15 protein-coding genes are annotated in these 15,917 nt (G+C 67.7%); 4 read left to right on the forward strand and 11 right to left on the reverse strand.

From position 1 onward, the window contains the following. On the forward strand, positions 1–186 hold a 186-nt coding region (locus ACQKDV_RS12610; protein WP_427784067.1), incomplete at its 5' end, for a TrmH family RNA methyltransferase. A gap of 76 nt (positions 187–262) precedes the next feature. Here ACQKDV_RS12610 and ACQKDV_RS12615 read toward each other — a convergent pair. The 3 genes from ACQKDV_RS12615 to ACQKDV_RS12625 are packed head-to-tail and all read right to left on the reverse strand — an operon-like array spanning position 263 to position 4,904. Next, positions 263–1,705: an efflux transporter outer membrane subunit gene (locus ACQKDV_RS12615; RefSeq protein WP_427784068.1), complete on the reverse strand. Its 1,443-nt coding sequence runs from the start codon at positions 1,703–1,705 to the stop codon at positions 263–265. Further along, positions 1,702–3,660, reverse strand: a complete 1,959-nt coding sequence (locus tag ACQKDV_RS12620; RefSeq protein ID WP_427784069.1) for a MacB family efflux pump subunit — start codon at positions 3,658–3,660, stop codon at positions 1,702–1,704. The genes ACQKDV_RS12615 and ACQKDV_RS12620 overlap by 4 nt, the downstream gene beginning before the upstream one ends. Beyond that, positions 3,657–4,904 carry an efflux RND transporter periplasmic adaptor subunit gene (locus ACQKDV_RS12625; protein ID WP_427784070.1) on the reverse strand — a complete coding sequence of 416 codons (1,248 nt, stop codon included), beginning with the start codon at positions 4,902–4,904 and terminating at the stop codon, positions 3,657–3,659. The genes ACQKDV_RS12620 and ACQKDV_RS12625 overlap by 4 nt, the downstream gene beginning before the upstream one ends. Before the next feature lie 204 nt (positions 4,905–5,108). Between ACQKDV_RS12625 and ACQKDV_RS12630 the strand changes: the two genes are divergently transcribed. From ACQKDV_RS12630 to ACQKDV_RS12640, 3 genes are all read left to right on the forward strand, one after another. After that, complete coding sequence (locus ACQKDV_RS12630) at positions 5,109–5,837, forward strand: response regulator (RefSeq protein WP_079221281.1); 729 nt, start codon at positions 5,109–5,111, stop codon at positions 5,835–5,837. 6 nt (positions 5,838–5,843) lie between these two features. Further along, positions 5,844–7,241 carry an ATP-binding protein gene (locus ACQKDV_RS12635; RefSeq protein WP_427784071.1) on the forward strand — a complete coding sequence of 466 codons (1,398 nt, stop codon included), beginning with the start codon at positions 5,844–5,846 and terminating at the stop codon, positions 7,239–7,241. A 252-nt stretch (positions 7,242–7,493) separates the two neighbouring features. After that, a complete protein-coding gene (locus ACQKDV_RS12640) occupies positions 7,494–10,517 on the forward strand; it encodes a two-component regulator propeller domain-containing protein (protein ID WP_427784072.1) in 3,024 nt (1,007 codons plus the stop codon). Between the two features lie 87 nt (positions 10,518–10,604). On the opposite strand, the gene rnt is transcribed toward ACQKDV_RS12640, so the two are convergent. The 8 genes from rnt to pstB form a co-directional block, all read right to left on the reverse strand. Further along, positions 10,605–11,255, reverse strand: coding sequence for a ribonuclease T (rnt, locus tag ACQKDV_RS12645; RefSeq protein WP_427784073.1), 651 nt, complete (start codon positions 11,253–11,255; stop codon positions 10,605–10,607). A gap of 68 nt (positions 11,256–11,323) precedes the next feature. Further along, positions 11,324–11,680: an RcnB family protein gene (locus ACQKDV_RS12650; RefSeq protein WP_427784074.1), complete on the reverse strand. Its 357-nt coding sequence runs from the start codon at positions 11,678–11,680 to the stop codon at positions 11,324–11,326. Then, a complete protein-coding gene (locus ACQKDV_RS12655; protein WP_427784075.1) occupies positions 11,619–12,143 on the reverse strand; it encodes a DoxX family protein in 525 nt (174 codons plus the stop codon). The genes ACQKDV_RS12650 and ACQKDV_RS12655 overlap by 62 nt, the downstream gene beginning before the upstream one ends. A 22-nt stretch (positions 12,144–12,165) precedes the next feature. Next, a complete protein-coding gene (locus tag ACQKDV_RS12660) occupies positions 12,166–12,921 on the reverse strand; it encodes a DNA-binding domain-containing protein (RefSeq protein WP_427784076.1) in 756 nt (251 codons plus the stop codon). Continuing rightward, a complete protein-coding gene (locus tag ACQKDV_RS12665; protein ID WP_427784077.1) occupies positions 12,914–13,789 on the reverse strand; it encodes a DUF692 domain-containing protein in 876 nt (291 codons plus the stop codon). Before ACQKDV_RS12665 ends, ACQKDV_RS12660 begins: the two co-directional genes overlap by 8 nt. Then, positions 13,776–14,129, reverse strand: coding sequence for a hypothetical protein (locus ACQKDV_RS12670; protein WP_427784078.1), 354 nt, complete (start codon positions 14,127–14,129; stop codon positions 13,776–13,778). Before ACQKDV_RS12670 ends, ACQKDV_RS12665 begins: the two co-directional genes overlap by 14 nt. Positions 14,130–14,432: 303 nt before the next feature. Beyond that, positions 14,433–15,140, reverse strand: a complete 708-nt coding sequence (gene phoU, locus ACQKDV_RS12675; RefSeq protein WP_427784079.1) for a phosphate signaling complex protein PhoU — start codon at positions 15,138–15,140, stop codon at positions 14,433–14,435. A gap of 64 nt (positions 15,141–15,204) precedes the next feature. After that, the coding region (gene pstB, locus ACQKDV_RS12680) for a phosphate ABC transporter ATP-binding protein PstB (protein ID WP_427784080.1) at positions 15,205–15,917 on the reverse strand (713 nt) is incomplete at its 5' end.

A 15,917-nucleotide genomic window follows, 5' to 3' on the forward strand; every position in this document is an offset into this window, starting at 1 on the left:
GCCGAGGGCGGTGCGAACTTCTGGGATGCGTTCCAGCTGATCGTGGTGGGCGATGGCCTGCGCCGCCTGACCCGCGAGAACTGCGATGGCCTGGTCAAGATCCCGATGCCGGGCGAGATCGAGAGCCTGAACGTTTCCGTTGCCGCCGGCGTCAGCCTGTTCGAGGCCGTGCGCCAGCGCGGTTGATCGGCCGGCGGTACCGTGTCGACCAAGGTCGACACCTACCCGGTAGTCGCCAACCTTGGTTGGCGCTCCTGCCGTCTTACCCCGCGCTGCCGCCCAGGGCCTTGAACAGGGTCACATCGTTGCTCAGCTGGCTCTGCCGCACGCGCGCCAGTGACAGCTCGGCATCGCGTCGGGTCTGCTGCGCTTCCAGCCAGGTGCGCAGGTCGGTGGCACCCACGCGATAGCGCACTTCCTGCGCGCGCTCCACTTCCACCGCCTGATCATACGATGCCTGCGAGGCCGCCACCTGGCGCGCCAGCTGCTCGCGCGCGGACAGCGCGTTGTCCACTTCCGACAGCGCGGTATACAGCGTCTTGCGGAAGTTGGTCGCGGCGATCTGGTAGGCGGTACCGGCGATGTCGGTGTCCAGCTGGGCACGCTGCAGGTTGAGGAAGGGCAGCGACAGGCCGGCGCCCAGGGTGGCCACCGGATTGCGCAGCACATCGCCCAGCGATGTGGCACTGGAACCGAGGCTTCCGGTCAGGCTCAACGCCGGGTAGTACTGGGTGGCGGTCACCTTGATCGTCTTCAGGCTGTTGCGCAGGCGCAGCTCGGCCGCGCGCAGGTCGGGGCGGCGGCCCAGCAGGTCGGCCGGCAGGCCTTCGTCGATGCCCGGGCTGCGCGCGGCCTGCAGGTCCTGCGGCTCGTCCTGCTGTGGCCACGGTGTGCCATCCAGCAGAACGGTCAGCGCGTTGCGCACTTCCACCCGCTGTTGTTCCAGCGCACTCTGCGCCGAGCGCTGCGATTCCAGATTCTGCAGTGCCTGGCGTACTTCCAGGCGCGAGACCGCACCGGCGTCGAAGCGCGCCTGGACCAGGTCGCGGGTGCGCTCCAGGCGTTGCAGGTTGGATTCGCCGCTGGCGATGGACTGGTTGAGATAGGCCAGCGTCCAGTACTGGCTGATCGTGTCGCCGATTACCAGCAGGGCGGTGTTCTGCCGGTCTTCCTCGGTGGCCTGTGCTTCCCAGCGGGCGATGTCGCGCGCGGTGCGCAGGCGGCCCCACAGGTCCACCTCCCAGCCCAGCGAGACCCCGGTGGAGTAACTGCGGCGCCAATCGTCGGCCTGGTCGGTGGCACGGCTGGCATTGCCGTTCACGCCGGACGAGGAGGGCTGCGGCCACAGCGCGTTGCTGGCCAGCCCGGCCTGCAGGCGCGCGCGTTGCACGGCCAGGCCGGCGGCAGCGAGGTCACTGTTGGCGGCCAGTGCCTGCGCCACCAGACGGTTCAGTCGTTCATCACCGAAACCGGTCCACCAGCTGTCCTGGCGGATGTCACGACCGGGGGTATCCAGGCTGCTGCGCGGGTCGTCGGCCGGTGCATTGAGCGTGGCATCGCCACGACCATAGGTCGCGGCCACGCCCGGGTCCCGGGTCGGGTAACGGCCCACCGAGGCGCAGCCGGACAGGGCGAGCAGTACGGCGCCGGCCAGCAGCAGGCGTGAAGGGGCAGGGCAGGTCGTCAGTCGGGTCGTCATTTTCATTCGCGGGCCAGGGCCTCCACCGGGTCGAGCTGGGCGGCATTGCGTGCCGGCAGGAATCCAAACGCCACGCCGATCAACGTCGAACAGGCGAACGCGGCAATGATCGAGGCGGTCGAGAACACCACCTGGAAGTTGCTGGAGAAGTGGCCGATCAGCGCACCCAGCAGCAGGGCCAGGCCGATGCCGAGCAGGCCGCCGATCAGGCAGACCAGCACCGCTTCGATCAGGAACTGCTGGCGGATGTCACTCTGCCGCGCGCCCACGGCCATGCGTACGCCGATCTCACGGGTACGTTCGGTCACCGACACCAGCATGATGTTCATCACGCCGATGCCGCCGACCAGCAGCGCGATGGCGGCGATGGCGCCGATCAGCAGGGTCATCGTGCGCGTGGTCTGTTCGATGGTCTCGCGGATCTCAGCGCTGTTGCTGAGGAAGAAATCCTCGGTGCCGTGGCGCAGGGTCAGCAGCCGGGTGATCGCTTCCTGCGCGGCATCCATCGGTGTTTCATCGTTGACGCGCACGGTGATGCTGGAGACGTAACTCTGTCCCAGCATGCGCGACATCACCGTGGTGTAGGGCACGAACACGCCCAGGCTGGTGCTGCCGCCAAACCCGAAGCTCTGCTTCTTGGCCACGCCGACCACGCGCACCGGTACGTTGCCCAGCAGGATCACCTGGCCGATCGGGTCGCTGTCGGGGAAGAACTGGGTCTTCGTGTTCTCGTCGATCACCGCTTCCTGGGCCAGTCCGCGGATCGCATCGCGGTCGAAGAAGCTGCCGCTGAGCAGGGTCACCCCCTTCACCCGGAAGTACTGCTCGCCCACGCCACTGATCTGCGCGGTGGCCGACTGGTTGCGGTAGCGCGCGGTGACCGAGGTCGACACGCTGGGTGTGGCGCTGTCCACGTAGCTCTGCTGGGACAGCGCGTCGGCGTCAGTGGCCTTGAGCGTCTGTACGCGTGCCGAGCGCATGTCGCCGAAGCCGCGGCCGGGGTAGACGTCGATGGTGTTGGTACCCAGCGCGCTGATGTTCTGCAGGATCTGCTGCTGCGAGCCGTTACCCAGCGCCACCACCGACACCACCGAGGCGATGCCGATGATGATGCCGAGCATGGTCAGGAAGGTGCGCAGGCGATGGGCATTCATGGCCAGCAGGGCCATCCGGAACGCTTCGGTGAAGCGGTCGCGGGCGGCGCGCCAGCTGCTGCCGTGGGCGACGTCGGCGCTGGGTTGGCGCTGCGCACGGTAGCTGGGGGCATTCGGGTTGGCGCGGTCGGCAATGATTTCACCGTCGCGGATCTCGATGATGCGCTGGGCGTGTTCGGCCACGCTCATGTCATGGGTGACGGTGATGATGGTGTGGCCTTCGGCATGCAGCTCGCCGAGGATGGCCATCACTTCCTCGCCCGATTTCGTGTCCAGCGCGCCGGTCGGTTCGTCGGCCAGGATCACCTCGCCGCCGTTCATCAGGGCACGGGCGATCGACACGCGCTGCTGCTGGCCACCGGACAACTGGCCCGGCTTGTGATGCATGCGGTCGTGCAGGCCCAGCCGCTGCAGCAGCTGCTCGGCGCGTGCGTTGCGGGTGGGCCCGGGGCAGCCGGCATACACCGCCGGCACTTCCACGTTGCCGCGCGCATCCAGGTCGCCCAGCAGGTGGTAGCGCTGGAAGATGAAGCCGAAGTGCCCGCGGCGAAGTTCGGCCAGATCGTCCGGCTCCATCCTTCCGGTCTCGCGGCCGGCCACTTGGTAACTGCCGCGCGTGGGGCGGTCCAGGCAGCCCAGGATGTTCATGAGCGTGGACTTTCCCGAGCCGGACTGGCCGACGATGGCCACCATCTCACCGGCGTGGATGTCCAGGTTGACGTCGCGCAGCACGGCGATGACATCATCGCCGGCCGGGAACTCGCGGCGCAGGTCACGCAGGCGCAGCAGGGGCGCCGTCGTGCTCATCGACGCGGGCCCATGCCACCGGGCGGGCCCATGCGCATCGCGCCGCCGCTGCGGTTGCCGCTGCCACCGCTGGCCGCCGCCGCACCGCCTTCGCCCACCACCACGCGCTCGCCTTCCTTCAGGCCGGACAGGATCTGCGCCGAGGCACCGTTGTTGATGCCGACCTTGACCTTGCGCGGCTGCGGCTGGCCCTGCGCATCCACCACGCGTACCACGCGCTCGCCGTCACGCGTCTTCGGGCCCAGCGCCACGGCCGGTACCAGCAGCGCGCCCTTGGCCTGCTGCAGCAGCACCGAGACCTGTGCGGTCATGTCGATGCGCAGCGTGCCGTCGGGGTTTTCCACGTCGAACAGCGCGTTGTAGTAGACCGCGCTGCTGGAACTGGAACTGGAGGAGCTGCTGGCGCTGGAGGAGCTTTCGTTGGCGATGGACGACGGCGCCGGATTGATCTGGCGCAGCGTGGCGTGGTACTTGCGGTCCGGGTCGCCCAGGGTGGTGAAGTACACCGGCATGCCGGCCTTGATCTTGACCACGTCGGCCTCGGAAACCTCTGCATTGACGGTGACCACGTCCAGCCGCGCCAGCATGACGATGGTGGGCGCGGTCTGGTTGGCGTTCACCGTGCGGCCTTCCTCGGCCACCACCGCCACCACGGTGCCGTCCATCGGCGCGGTGATGCGCGTATAGGCCAGGTTGGCGCGGGCGGTGCCGAGCTCGGTTTCGCGGCCCTTGATCTGCGCCTGGTACGACTGCAGCTGGGCACGGGCGGTCTTCAGCGTGGCCTCGGCGGCATCGTATTCCTGCCGCGAGGTGGCCTCGGCGGCCAGCATTTCCTTCTGCCGGGCGAAGTCCAGCTCGGCCTGGCGCAGGCTGGCCTGCTGCACGGCGCGCTGGGCGATCACCTGGTCCAGCGAGGCCTGTGCGTTGAGTACCTGGTTCTGTTGGGTGGTGGCGTCGATCTCGGCGATCAGGTCGCCCTCCTTCACCGTATCGCCCAGCTGTACCTTCAGCAATTTGATCTGGCCCGAGGCCTGCGCACCGACGCTGACCAGCTTGTAGGCATCGATCACGCCGGTGGCTTCCACCGTCTGTTCGATGTCGCCGCGGCTGACCGGGCTGGTGGCCAGGGCCGGCGCGGCGGGCTTGCGCAGGAGCCACCAGGCCAAGGCTGCAGCGATCACGACAAGCAGGACGATCAGGATCAGGCGGCCCCGGCGGGACGCGGGCAACAGGCGGGAGATCACGTGGGGGCTTCACTCAGCAGGCCGCCGCAGCGGCATTGGCCGGCATTGTGAAGATCGGGCGCAGGGCGGCTCAATCCTCAGGGTATGTCTCTATGTAACACTGGCGGCCAAAACGCGTAACTGCAGGTATCCCGCACCGGTGCGGATACAGTGGTACGCACCGGACAGGATGCGGTTCAGCTCCCGACACGGGAAAATCGCGACATGGAGACCGAAAACCCGATGCATCGCCTGTTGATCGTCGACGACGACAATGACATCCGCACCCTGCTGGCCGAACAGCTCGGCCGTGCCGGGTATCTGGTCAGCACTGCGGCCGACGGCACCAGCATGCGCCAACTGCTGGAACGCGAGCACGTGGACCTGATCGTGCTCGACCTCAACCTGCCGCGCGAAGATGGCCTGACCCTGTGCCGCGACCTGCGTGCGCGCTCCAACACGCCGGTCATCATGCTGACCGCGCGCGCCGAGCCCATCGATCGCGTGCTGGGCCTGGAAATGGGCGCCGACGACTACCTGGCCAAACCCTTCGAGCCGCGCGAACTGCTGGCGCGCATCCGCAACGTGCTGCGCCGGACCGAGGCCCTGCCAGCCAACCTCGAGCCGCTGGCCGTGCGCCGTGCGCGCTTCTCGCGCTGGATCTTCGACCTGGAGCACCGCCACCTGGTGGACCCCGATGGTCGCGTGGTGGTGCTGTCCGGTGCCGAGTTCCGCCTGCTGCGGGTGTTCATCGCCCATGCCAACAAGGTGCTCTCGCGCGAGCAGCTGGTGGCACTCAGCAGCGGCCGCAACTACGAGGCCCAGGACCGGGCGATCGACCTGCAGGTCAGCCGGCTGCGCAACAAGCTGGCCGACGATGGCGGGCCCGACGGTCTGATCAAGACCGTGCGCAACGAAGGCTATGTGCTGGCCTCGGCCGTCAACCTGGAATAAGCCCCGATGAAGCGCCTGCGCCACTTCCTGTCCTCGATGGTGGGGCGGCTGTTCGTGATCCTGCTGCTGGGCATGGCGGTGGCCGCCATTGGTGCGACCCTGCTGGCCACTTCCAAGCGGCAGCAGGACTTCGAGCGGCAGAACCTGAACCGCATCGCCGACCGCCTGCAGGGCTACGTCAACATGCTGGACGGCAACCCGGAGCTGCGCGAGCGGTTGCTGGAAACCGGCGGTCCCAGCGTGCGCGCGCTGCAGCCTGGTGCACGTCTGGGCCGTGAAGACACCGCGCTGATGGAAGTGCTGGATGATCGCCCGGGACCGGTATCGCGCGCCCACGTGCACTTCACTTCCTTCCGCTCGTGCATTCCCAAGCTGCAGGAACTGCTGCCGCCACCGCCGCCGGGCCAGCGCCGGCCGCCCCGCGAGCGTGATCCGTCCTTCATCCCACCCAAGTGCCGTGCGGTGGATGTGGTGCTCAGTGATGGCACCGCGTTGAAGCTGGCACTGGATTCGCCGGCGGTGGCGCACAACGGCGTGCTGGCCGTGGACCCGCTGTTCCTGACCCTGCTGGTGCTGGCGATTGCCGTGCTGGCCTACATCGTTTCGCGCATGGCCAGCGCACCGCTGCAGGACCTGGCCGCGGCGGCCGAGGAACTGGGCGATGACCTGCAGCGTGATCCATTGCCGCTGCGTGGCCCGCGCGAAGTGCAGCGCGCTGCCGAAGCCTTCAATGCCATGCAGCAGCGGCTGCAGCGGCACCTGGCCGAACGCACGCAGATGCTGGCGGCCATCACCCACGATCTGCAGACGCCGCTGACCCGGCTGCGCCTGCGCCTGGAAAACGTGACCGACGAGGTGCTGCGCGAGCGCCTCATTGGTGATCTGGCGGCGATGCAGGCGCTGGTGCGCGAAGGCCTGGAACTGGCCCGCAGTGCCGAGAGTGCTGAACAGCGCGCTGCCCTGGATCTGGATTCGCTGCTGGAAAGCATCGTCGAGGACACCGCCGAAGGCGGCGCCGATGTGGCCTTTGAAGGCGGCAGCGGCGCGGTGCTGATGCTGCGGCCGCTGGCCATGCACCGGCTGTTCTCCAATCTGGTGGACAACGCGGTGATGTATGCCGAGCGGGTGCGGGTGCGGGTGGACCGCAGCGGCGGGGCGATCATCGTGGTGGTGGCCGACGACGGCCCGGGCCTGGCCGATGACCAGCTCGAAGCGGTGTTCGATCCGTTCGTAAGGGTGGAGACCTCGCGCTCGCGGCAGACCGGTGGCGCGGGCCTGGGCCTGACCATCGCCCGCGCGCTGGCCGAGAAGGATGGCGCCCACCTGTGGCTGCGCAACCGTCCCGAAGGCGGGCTGGAAGCCGTGGTGCAATGGCCGGCGGGAACGCCGGTGACCGCGCGCTGATGCCAGCGGACGGACGGGCGGGGTCAGAGCCACCTGCTGGCGCAGCAGGGGGGTGACCCCACCCCGGCGCACGGTTTTCACGCCACGGTGACGCCGACAGGGGTGTTTGCCCTATCATTCGCCCCAACTCCCTACAGTTCCAGCGATGAGCCAGCCTGTCCGTACCGGCGAGCGGCCCCATGCCGCCCGGCTGTTCCTGTTCCTGCGTGTTGCCGGAAGTGGCAACCCCACCTGGCCACTGCCGTTGCAGTAATGGGCAGGCAGGGGGCTGGCAGGCGCCTGGCGGGGCGCCACCCGGGGTTGGGCATCGGTCGCGTGCTGCGGCTCTGCGTGCTGTGGCTGCTGCTGTTGCTGGCCGCGCCGCTGGCGGCCCAGACCGTCGCGCCACCGCTGCGCGATTACGCCATCGACGTGTGGACCTCGCGAAACGGCCTGCCGCACAACTCGCTGCGTGATATCGCCCAGACCCCCGAAGGCCACCTCTGGTTCGCCACCTGGGAAGGCCTGGTGCGCTACAACGGCCTGGACTTCACCGTGTTCGACCGCAGCACGCGGCCGGGCCTGCGCGACAACGGCATCGGCGCGCTGCTGGTCGATCGCCAGGGCGGGCTGTGGATCAGCGATTCGCGCGGCAACGTGACCTACCGCAGCGCCGATGGCCAGTGGCGGGTGTGGGAACACCAGGCCAACACGCCTGAAGTGCTGATCCAATCGATGCAGATGGATAGCCAGAGCCGCCTGTGGCTGCTTTATGAAGGCAAGGGCATCGCCTACCTGACGCCCGAAACCGGCGTGACCTACCAGCCGCCGCCGGCCGATCTACCGCTGGCGATGAGTTTCACCAAGCTGGTGGTCGATGCCCAGGACCGGGTCTGGATCGGCACCCTCGACGGCCTGGTCCTGCGTGACAACGACGGTGAACTCAAGCGCGCGCCGGCCGAGTGGGGCGTCGGCAAGGGCCTGACCTGGCCCTACCGCGCGCCCGACGGCGCTCTGTGGATCGTGGCGGGCGAGCGTCTGTACCGGGTCGAGGACGACCGCCTGGTCCTGGTCCACAGCCTGCCCGGGCAGCTGCACATGACCGCGATGCTGCAGGACCGCCATGGTGATCTGTGGCTGGGCACCGAGAACCAGGGGCTGCTGCGCATCTCCAGCCACGGCCTGGAGCGCCTCCCGGCAGGGTTGAACCTGCCCGGTGGCCGCGTGGTCAGCCTGCGCGAGGATGCCGAAGGCAGCATCTGGGTCGGCGCCAACGGCGGCCTGTACCGCCTGCGCGAAACCCTGTTCAGCAGCTACACCGAGCGCGATGGGCTCAGTGGTGACTACGTGCGCACCGTGTTCGAGGACCGCAGCCGGCAGTTGTGGGTGGGCAGCGCCAGCGGCCTGGACCTGCAGACCGCCGATGGCCGCTTCCGGGCGATACCGCTGCACAACCGCGGCGGCAAGGCGCCATCGGTGCTGAGCCTGGCCCAGGGCCCTGATGGCGACCTGTGGGTGGGCACCTTCGGTGACGGTGTGTACCGCCTGCGTGCCGATGGCAGCCTGCGCCACAACTATGGTCCTGGCGACGGCATGCCGGGCGGCAACATCCGCGCGATCAGCGTCGATCCGGCCGGAGTGGTCTGGGCGGGCACGCAGAAGGGCGTGGTGCGCATCGACGGCGAACGCGTACACGTGTCCGATGTACCCGGAATGCCGGGCGGCCTGATCACCGCGCTGGAACACGATCACCAGGGCAATCTGTGGATCGGCACCATCGAGGGCATCCGCGTGCTGCGCGGCGATCATGTGCAGTCCATCGATCTGGCGCCGATGGGGGGCGGTCGCAGTGTGTTCGGCTTCCACCAGATCGGCGAGGCGATGTGGATCAGCAGCGACCGTGGCCTGTACCGCTGGTACAGGGGACGCCTGTCGCGGGTTGGCCTGGAGCAGGGCATGCCGGTCGATGCGGTGTTCCAGCTGGTACCTGACCGCCTGGGCAATGTGTGGATCAGCAGCAACCGGGGGGTGCTGCGCACCGACATGACCACGTTGAACGCCGTGGCCGATGGCCGTGCGCCGCGGGTGACGGTGGAGCGCTACAACGAGATCGACGGCATGGCCAATGCGCAGGCCAACGGCAGCTCAGGGCCGTCGGCGATCCTGCGCCAGGATGGCACCTTCTGGGTGGTGACTGCCGGCGGCCTCAGTACGGTGGATCCGCAGCGCCTGCAGCGTTTCCGCGAGCGGCCGGCGCCGCCGGCGGCCATCGAGAACGTACAGGTGGATGGTGCGCCGGTGCACTGGGAAGGCCCCGAACGCAACCTGATTCCGGGTGGCCGCCGGCTGGCGGTGAGCTACGTCGGCCTCAGCTACCTGATGTCCGACCGCATCCGCTACCGCACGCGCCTGGAAGGGTTGGATGCCGGCTGGGTGGAACGTGGTCCGCAGCGCAGCGTCGAATTCGTCGGCCTGCCGCCGGGCGATTACACCCTGCATGTGGCGGCCTCGCACCCGGGCGGTGCCTGGGGCCAGCAGGAAGCCGTATGGAGCTTTACCGTTGAACCGTTCTGGTGGCAGCGGCACAGCGTGCAGGCCTTGATCTGCCTGTTGCTGCTGGGCGCACTGGTGGCGCTGTACCGCTTCCTGCTGCAGCAGTACAAGGCCAGCAACCTGCGCCTGGCCCGGCGAGTGGATGAAGCGACCCTCGACCTGCAGGCGCAGACGGTGCATCTGCAGGCACTGAACCTGGAAAAGACCGAGCTGGCCGAGCGTCTTGCGCGGCAGGCCGAGGCGTTCGAGCGGCAGGCGCGCGAGGATGCGTTGACCGGGCTGGCCAACCGCCGTGGCTTCGACGAAACCCTGGCCCGCGATTTCGCCCGTTCGCAGCGCAGTGGCCACCCGCTGAGCCTGGTGGTGCTGGACATCGACCACTTCAAGGATGTCAACGACACCTACAGCCACAGCATCGGCGACCTGGTGCTGAAGGAAGTGGCCGAAGTGATCGCCGCCGCCTGCCGTGACTCGGACCTGCCGGCACGTACCGGTGGCGAAGAGTTCGCCCTGCTGCTCAACGACACGCGGCTGGAAGAAGCGGCACAGGTCTGCGCGCGCCTGCGGGGCCTGTTCCATGACCATCCGGACTGGGCGGGGGTGAAGGGCCTGCGGGTGACCTTCAGTGCCGGCCTGGTGGAATTGGCCGGCGACGACCGTACCCCGGCGCTGCTGTACCAGCGTGCTGACCGCGCGCTCTACCGCGCCAAGAGCGACGGCCGCGACCGTACCAGCATCGGGTGATGGCCATTGGTTGGTGGGTGCGGACCGTTGGTCCGCATTGCGATGGGCCTCACGCCATGCGTGGATGCATTTGCGCCGTTGGTCGGCTTACCGCGGCCAGGCGTTGGCGATGGTGCAGAACAGCCGCGCTGTCTGCTCGGTGTCATACACCGCGCTGTGTGCTTCGTTGGCATCCCAGCCCAGGCCGGCCGCATTGGCCGCGCGGGCCAGCACCGTCTGCCCATAGGCGATACCGGCAAGGGTGACCGTGTCGAAAACGCTGAAGGGATGGAACGGGTTGCGCTTGTGCCCGGTACGGGCCACGGCAGCGTTGACGAACCCCAGGTCGAAATGGGCGTTATGGCCCACCAGGATCGCGCGCTGGCAGCCGTACTTCTTCATCGCGGCCCTGACCGGGGTGAAGATGTGGTCGAGCGCGGCTTTTTCTTCCTTCGCCAGCCGGAACGGATGGTCAAGGATGATACCAGTCACTTCCAGCGATTTCGGGTCGATCTCCAGCCCCTCGGCGGGCACCACGTGGGCGCTGGCGGTCTGGCCCGGATGGAGCAGGCCGTTCTCATCCATTTCGATCGGCACGGCGGCGATTTCCAGCAGCGCGTTGCGCTGGCTGTCGAAGCCGCCGGTTTCCACGTCCACCACCACCGGCAGGAAGCCGCGGAAGCGCTGCGCCATCGCGCGCTGCGCCATCGGAACTACGGAAACAGGGGCGGCGTCAGCTGCGGGGGTGGGGTCATTCATGCGCGGATTCTAGCAGAGCGACCCTGAGCGCCCGGCCATGCAGGTCATGGCCGGTACGCCGCCTTCGGTCAGCGGTGGGTTGGCACCCCGTCGGCGCTGACGCCGGCAGCTGAGGCGAGCAGTACACAGCAGCCCTCGGCCTTGTGCCATTCCTGGCCGCTGGCCGGTGTACGCAGGCCATGCTGCTGGTAATCGCGGACGCACGCGCCACGGGGGGTGCGGTCGAGCGTGTGGCCGAGAAAGAGAGCCGATCCAGCATCAGACCTTCTGATGAACAGGGGATTCAATGGGCACCTTTGCAGGCATTGGCGCGACCGGGGCTGCCAACCCTGGCTCGAACTCAGAGCCAGCCCGGTTTCTTCACTACCGGGGCAAAGAACCAGCGGCAAGCAGCGTTGGCGACCACCGGCGCGCCACCCATGCATCCACGCTCAGTCGCCCGGCGCCGTTGAACAGCAGCGGCAGCAGCATTGCCATGAACAGTACCGGCAGCTTGAAGTTGCCAAAGCCCTGGTCGCTGATCGCATACCCCATCGCCAGTTCGCCCAGTGAATTCCAGTGCATGGGCCAATGCACGGCGTAGGTGGCAACCACTGTCAGCACCAGCAGGCTGGCCGCAGCGAAGCGCGTGCCCACGCCGAACAACAGGCAGACCGCACCCACCAGTTCGAACCAGGTCGCCAGCTGCCAGTTCACGCTGGCCGGCAGCTGGCCGAATGGAAACGGGAACGCGCCCTGCAGCTCGGCGAACCAGTTCTGGCCGTGCAGCTTCTCGCGGCCGGACTCGAAATATTCCCAGGCGAGCAGCAGGCGCAGGCCCAGAGGGGCCAACCACGGGCCGCAGCGATCCATCCGGGCGCGCAGGGCGGCCAGGGGCAGAGTGTTCATCGGGTCTATCTCTTTGGGGGGATCAGGCTGGGGCGGGCACCGGGCCGATCACACCGCTCTGCAGGAACTGCTGCAGCAGCTGAGTACCGGGTTCGGTCAATGCATCCGCTTGCAGGTGGTGCAGACGAGCCAACTGCTGCAACTGCTGCTGGCCGGTGCTGCCCGGCGCCTGTTCGATGAGCATCAACAGGTGCGCGGCCAACGGGCTGAGCTGGGCGAAGCGCACCACGCCATCGTCATCGCGGCGGACCAGCAGCCCGGTGGGTTCCGGTGGTGGTGCCGCAGGCGCGTCATCCGCACCCAGGCGGTGGACCGGCCATGCGTACAGCAGCGGCCAGGCCAGCGGCGAGCAACGCAGTGGCACCCGCAGCGGATCGCAGCCCTGGGCGGGCGGCAGCGGTTCGGCTGCTCGCTGGTACAGATCGGTTTCCACCCACTCGTAGTGGGCCAGTTCGGCCAACGCCGGATGCGGCAGGGTCGGTTGTGCCTGCAGCCACTGCACGAATTCGGCGGCCACGCCGGTGAACAGCGGCGTGCGCGCGTGGTGGCTGGCGAAGTACTGCCGCACCAGCGCGGTCCAGGCCGGTTCGCCGAGCAGGCGAACACAGACCGGGAAGCCATTGCCCAGCAGTCCCAGCAGGTTGTTGAACAGCAGTCGCTGGTACACCGCCACCCGCCGCGGGTCCAGATCGGCCGGCGCGGGAACCTGCTGCGGATCGCGCAGGTGAGCGGTGAAGGCGTGCTGCTGAGCGCGCAGGCGTTCGGGGGCGTCAGCCATGGTCGCCCCCGCCGTGATCGGCCTGCAGACGGCGGATGGTGTGCAGTTCACCCTGCAGCTCGGCATAGGGCGGGAAATTGAAGTCACGTTCCAGCAGGGTCGGGCGCGGGCCGAAGCGGGCGTAGCTGCGCTCCAGCAGCGCCCACACCGGGTCGATCACCGCGCTGCCGTGGGTATCGATCTTCAGGTCTGCGGCTTCGTCCAGATGCCCGGCCACGTGCAGGCAGACGATGCGCTGCGCCGGCAGGCCGGCGATGAAGGCCTCGGCATCATAGCCGTGGTTGCAGGCATTGACGTAGACATTGTTGACGTCCAGCAGCAGATCGCAGTCGGCCTCGGCCAGGACTGCATTGGTGAAGGCCAGTTCGTCCATCGCCGGCTGCGGGGCCAGGTAGTAGGACACGTTCTCCACCGCGATGCGCCGGCCAAGCAGATCCTGCACCTGGGTGATGCGTGCGGCGGTGTGGCGCACGGCTTCGTCGGTGAAGGGAATGGGCAGCAGGTCGTACAGTTGGCCGTCGTCGCTGCAGTAGCTCAGGTGCTCGCTGTACAGCGGCACGCGATGGCGTTCAAGAAAGCGGCCGATCTGCTGCAGCAGCCGGGTGTCCAGCGCTGCGCTGCCGCCCAGCGACAATGACAGCCCGTGGCAGTTCAATGGATGGCGCCGGGCCAGTTCATCCAGCGCATCGCCCGCGGGACCGCCCACGTCGATCCAGTTCTCCGGCGCGCATTCCAGGAAATCGAAGTCACCGGCCGGGGCGTCGTACAGGTCCTGCAGCAGCGCCCGCCGCAGGCCCAGCCCGACGGCCGCCGCTGGCAGCGGCGACCGCGGGGGGACGACGCTGGCCGCAGCGTCAGTGCTTGCCACCGCACTTGCCTTCGCCGCACTTGCCTTCGGCAGCCTTCTTGTCGCCGGCGGTCTTGGCCTTGGCGCCCGCAGCAGCACCTGCCTTGCTCTTTTCAGCGCCACACTTGCCTTCGGCGCTCTTGCCGTCGGCACCGCACTTGCCCTCGGCGTGCTTGCCCTTGTCGCCGCCACACTTGCCTTCGACGGCCTTGGCATCGCCTGCCTTCGCCGCCTGGCCGGCCACCAGGTAGCCCTGGGCAAGGTCGGTCATGCTCAGGGCCGAAGCACTGGCCGTCACCCCCAGGCCTGCCGCAAGAGCAGTGGCGGTCAGCAGGGACAGGGTCTTGTTGGATTGGCTCATCGGTCGTACTCCTTGGGTGGTGGGCGGGCGCCCGGGGTGAAACGATGGTGCAGCGATCCTACTCAAGGAATCCTCTCCGATAACTCAAATTTTCGTGAGAATTGTTACAGCCGTGAGAGGTGGTTCGGTGCACGGCATCCACGCATGGCGTGAATCTACTGGAGGGGCGGCAACCCAAATTTCCGTGAGTGTCCAGTAGATCCACGCCATGCGCGGATGAATGCCCATGCCACGCGCAAACAAAAAGGCCCCTGTCATGCCGACAGGGGCCTTCGAACGCGTTTCCGCTGTTGCAGCGCAGTATCAGACGTGGCCGGTGCTCGACGTCTCGTCGCGCTTTTCGCGCGGGGGGAGCGGCTGCTCGCCGTGCACCAGGAACCACACGTTCTCGGCGATGTTGGTGGCGTGGTCGCCCACGCGCTCCAGGTTCTTGGCCATGAACAGCAGGTGGGTGCACGGGGTGATGTTGCGCGGGTCTTCCATCATGTAGGTCAGCAGTTCGCGGAACAGCGCGGTGTACTGCGCGTCCAGGCGGGCGTCATCCTCGCGCAGAGCGATGGCGGCCTCGGCGTCGTTGTCGCGGTAGGCGGCGATGGCGCGGCGCACCTGCTGTGCGGCCAGGCGGCCCAGGGCGCGCAGGCCCTGGATCTGCGGCAGCGGCGGCACCTTGCCCAGCGCGATGGAGCGCTTGGCCACGTTTGCGGCGTAGTCGCCGATGCGTTCGATATCGGCCGGAATGCGCAGGCCGGCCAGGATCTCACGCAGGTCGCGGGCCATCGGGCCGCGCAGGGCCAGACGCATCACGTCGTGGCTGATCTGCTGTTCCAGCTGGTCGATGGCTTCATCATTGGCGATGATACGGTGAGCGGCGTTCTCATCGCGCTTCTCGATGACGTCCATCGACGCCTCCAGCTGGGCGACGGCCATTTCGCCCATGCGCACGATTTCGGCTACCAGACGCTGCTGCTCTTCGTCGTAGCTCTTGACGATGTGGTCGTTGGGAAGATTCATGGTCTGCAATCCGGGTAGAGCCAGGCCATGCCTGGCTGGAACATGTGGCGAAGAAACAGGCTGATCAGCCGAAGCGACCGGTGATGTAGTCCTCGGTCTGCCGCTGCGAAGGCTGCGAGAAGATCACCTCGGTGCGGTCGTGTTCGATCAGGTCGCCCAGGTACATGAAGGCGGTGTAGTCGGACACGCGCGCGGCCTGCTGCATGTTGTGGGTGACGATGACGATCGTGTACTCGTGCTTGAGCTCTTCCACCAGCTGCTCGATGCGGCTGGTCGAGATCGGGTCCAGCGCCGAGGTCGGCTCGTCCAGCAGCAGTACCGACGGGCGCAGGGCCACGGCACGGGCGATGCACAGGCGCTGCTGCTGGCCACCGGACAGGCCAAGCGCGCTCTGGTTGAGCTTGTCCTTCACTTCGTCCCACAGCGCGCCCTGGCGCAGTGCCTGCTCGACGCGGTCGGCCATGTCGGCCTTGCTCAGCTTCTCGTGGTGGCGGATGCCGTAGGCCACGTTCTCGAAGATGGTCATCGGGAACGGCACCGGCTTCTGGAACACCATGCCGACCTTGCTGCGCAGGCGGTTCATCGGGTACTTCGGCGAGAGGATGTTCTCGCCGTCCAGCAGCACCTCGCCACGCGCTTCCAGCTTCGGGTACAGCGCGTAGATGCGGTTGAAGATGCGCAGCAGGGTCGACTTGCCGCAACCGGAGGGACCGATCAGCGCGGCCCAAAGCTGCCCGCACTGCGGACGCACTGGCCGCAATAGCATTGGCAGTACTG

The organism is Stenotrophomonas sp. NPDC077659 (genome assembly GCF_050268705.1).
Taxonomy (GTDB): domain Bacteria; phylum Pseudomonadota; class Gammaproteobacteria; order Xanthomonadales; family Xanthomonadaceae; genus Stenotrophomonas.